At 61.7% G+C, this 2816-nt stretch carries 4 protein-coding genes; all 4 read right to left on the reverse strand.

The window, feature by feature from the left end:
• The coding region (locus WA989_RS00665; protein ID WP_424338611.1) for a type II secretion system protein at nt 1-74 on the reverse strand (74 nt) is incomplete at its 3' end.
• A gap of 3 nt (nt 75-77) precedes the next feature.
• Nucleotides 78-527, reverse strand: a complete 450-nt coding sequence (gene gspG / locus WA989_RS00670; RefSeq protein WP_424338608.1) for a type II secretion system major pseudopilin GspG — start codon at nt 525-527, stop codon at nt 78-80.
• 19 nt (nt 528-546) lie between these two features.
• Nucleotides 547-1761 (reverse strand): type II secretion system inner membrane protein GspF, encoded by a 1215-nt coding sequence (gene gspF, locus WA989_RS00675; RefSeq protein WP_424338609.1) that lies wholly within the window; start codon nt 1759-1761, stop codon nt 547-549.
• The coding region (locus WA989_RS00680; RefSeq protein WP_424338610.1) for a GspE/PulE family protein at nt 1748-2816 on the reverse strand (1069 nt) is incomplete at its 5' end. The genes gspF and WA989_RS00680, both read right to left, overlap by 14 nt.

Below are 2816 nucleotides of genomic sequence, written 5' to 3' on the forward strand. Positions count from 1 at the left end.
ATGATGAAGACGACCAGCAGCACCTCGACCAGCGTCATGCCCTTCTGAGCGAGCGAAGCAGGCCGGTCGCGCATCTTCTAGTTCCAGTTCCCGATATCTGCGTTTTCTTCCTCGCCGCCTTCCTGGCCATCGGCGCCAAGCGAATAAAGGTCATAGGCCTTTTCAGAGCGCTCTGCCGGGCGCTCATAGACGAAGGGCCTGCCCCACGGGTCAAGCGGCAGTTTCTGGATATAGCCGCCCTTACGATATGTGCCGGATGTGCTGGTATCGGCCGGTTCCGTGACAAGCGCTTCTAGCCCCTGCTGCGTTGTCGGATAGTCGTACATGTCGAGGCTGTACTGCTCGAGCGCATTGGTCAGCGCGGCGACATTGGTACGCGCGGTCTTGACCTGCGCATCGGTTCGCGCGCCGAGCACGTTGAACAGGACCACAGTCGACAACAGGCCGATAATGAAGATCACCACCATGATCTCGGTCAACGTAAAGCCCGCCTGTTTGGACGGCCTTTTGACGGGGGTCTTTTTCATCTCGATTTCTCCGTTCGCTTCAGCCAATGGCCAGCGTATTGATCTGCAAAATGGGCAGCATGATGGATAACACGATCAGTGCGACGATGCCTGCCAGGAAGACAATCATCAGCGGCTCGAGCAGGCCGAGCGCGATGGTTGTGGCATTGTCGAATTCGTCTTCGAGGTAATCGGCGCCCCGGCCCATCATGCCGGCAAGGTCGCCGCCGCGTTCCCCGCTTGCCACCATGTGCAGCAGGATCGGCGGGAAGACCTCCTCGGCGCGCATGGCGCGGGCAAGCGAAGAGCCCTCCTCCACCCGGCGGCGGACATTGCTGGTGGCTTTGCGGAAGACTGTATTTCGCATGGCATTACGCGCCGCGCCAAGGCATTCGGGCACAGGTGCGCCGCTGGCAGAGAGGGTCGCAAAGGTACGCGCAAAAGCGGCCGCAGAGACCCCGCGTGAAAGCTTGCCGATGACGGGAAGCGACAGGATGAACCGGTCGCGCGCTTCTGCGGCGGGTTTGGTTTTGAACAGGCGGCGCAGCCCCCATATGCCGGCAATCAGGCCAAGCAGCACGACGACACCCCAGCGCCGCAAGAATTCGGATATTGCTATGACCGCGTCGGTCAGCCATGGCAGGTCCTGGCCCAGCGTATCGAACTGTTCGACAATCGCAGGCACCACGAAGATCATCAGAAGCGTCACAACGAACAGCGCGATCACGCTCAGCACGATGGGATAGATCAGGGCTGAGAGGATCTTGTTCTTCATCTTGCGCGATTTTTCCAGGTGCGCGGCGAGCCGCTCCAGAACCTCATCGAGCCGGCCCGATGACTGGCCGGAAGACACAACCGCCCGGTAGAAAGCGGGAAACGCCCTTGGCGCTCCGTTGAGGGACTCCGACACCGAATAGCCATCCGTTATCGATGAGCGCACGCCCATGAAAACTTTGCGCGTGGCCGGCTTTTCGGCCTCAGCAGCGACCGATCCGATTGCCTCCTCGACCGGCATGCCGGATTTCACGAGCAGCGCGAGCTGGCGCGTCGCGACGACGAGATCGCCGCCGGACAGGTGCTGGTCATGGCCAGTGACGGAATCTTTTTTCAGCCCCTTGCGGCTTTCGGTGACGTCGAGCGGCGAGAGCTGGCGCAGGCGCAACTCCTTGCGCGCAGCGCGCGGGGAATCGGCGGTGATCACACCTGAGGTGCGTTTGCCGTCCGAGCCTATGGCCTGGTAATCATAGACCGCCACTGCGCTCTTCCTCCTTGCGGCAGACCCGCAGGACTTCCTCGACACTCGTCTCACCGGCCGTCACATAGCGGCGCGCATTCCGGAACAGCGTGTCGTGCCGGGCAAAGGCGCGCTCTTCGAGCCGGTCTTCGGACGCATCCTCGCGGATGAGCTGGCGAAGCTCCTGATCGACCAGCAGGAGTTCATAGACGCCGAGGCGGCCCTCATAGCCGGTCTGCGCGCACTTCATGCAACCGGCCGGGCGGTAGAAGGTATGATCTTCATCATCCGGGATACCGAACATCGCCTTCTCGTCAGATGTCGCTTCATGCGGCGCGCGGCAATGATGGCAAAGCTGGCGCACAAGGCGCTGGGCGAGCACGGCGCGCATCGTGGCCGCAAGCACATAGGGCTCAATCCCCATATCGCGCAGGCGCTGAATCGCTCCGGCGGCGCTGTTTGTATGCACCGTGGAGAGCACCGGGCGGCCAGTGGAGGCAAATTCGAAAGCGACTTTTGCCGTTTCCAGATCTCGTATCTCACCGACCATGACGACGTCCGGATCATGGCGCAGAATCGCGCGCAGTGTGGCGGCGAAGGTCAGGCCGACTTTGTGGTGCATCTGGGTCTGGCTGATGCCATCGAGGCCGTACTCGATCGGATCTTCCAGCGTCATCACATTGCGCTGGCCATTGTTCAGCACCGACAGGGCTGAATAGAGCGTCGTCGTCTTGCCAGACCCGGTTGGGCCTGTGACGAGCGTGATGCCGTTTGGCTGGGCGAGCACGCCGGCGAAGCGCTTCAGCGTGTCGTCATCCATGCCGAGATCGTTGAGGCTGAGAAGCGCATTGCGCGTATCCAGCAGTCGCATGGTGACGCGCTCGCCATAGCGCGATGGCAGGGTGGATACGCGCACATCGATAGAGCGGCCACCGATTGAGAGCGAAATACGCCCGTCCTGCGGAATACGTTTCTCGGCAATATCCAGCCGCGCCATGACCTTAACCCGGCTGGTCAGCGGCGCGGCGAGCTTGCGCGACGGCGTCAGCACTTCCTGCAATACGCCATCGATCCTG

The sequence above is a fragment of the Henriciella sp. genome, from assembly GCF_049649345.1.
Classification (GTDB): Bacteria; Pseudomonadota; Alphaproteobacteria; order Caulobacterales; family Hyphomonadaceae; genus Henriciella.

What these genes read in the sequence shown, in the direction of transcription:
- gspG (WP_424338608.1), bottom strand. Translation starts at nt 527, where the DNA reads ATGAAAAAGACCCCCGTCAAAAGGCCGTCCAAACAGGCGGGCTTTACG.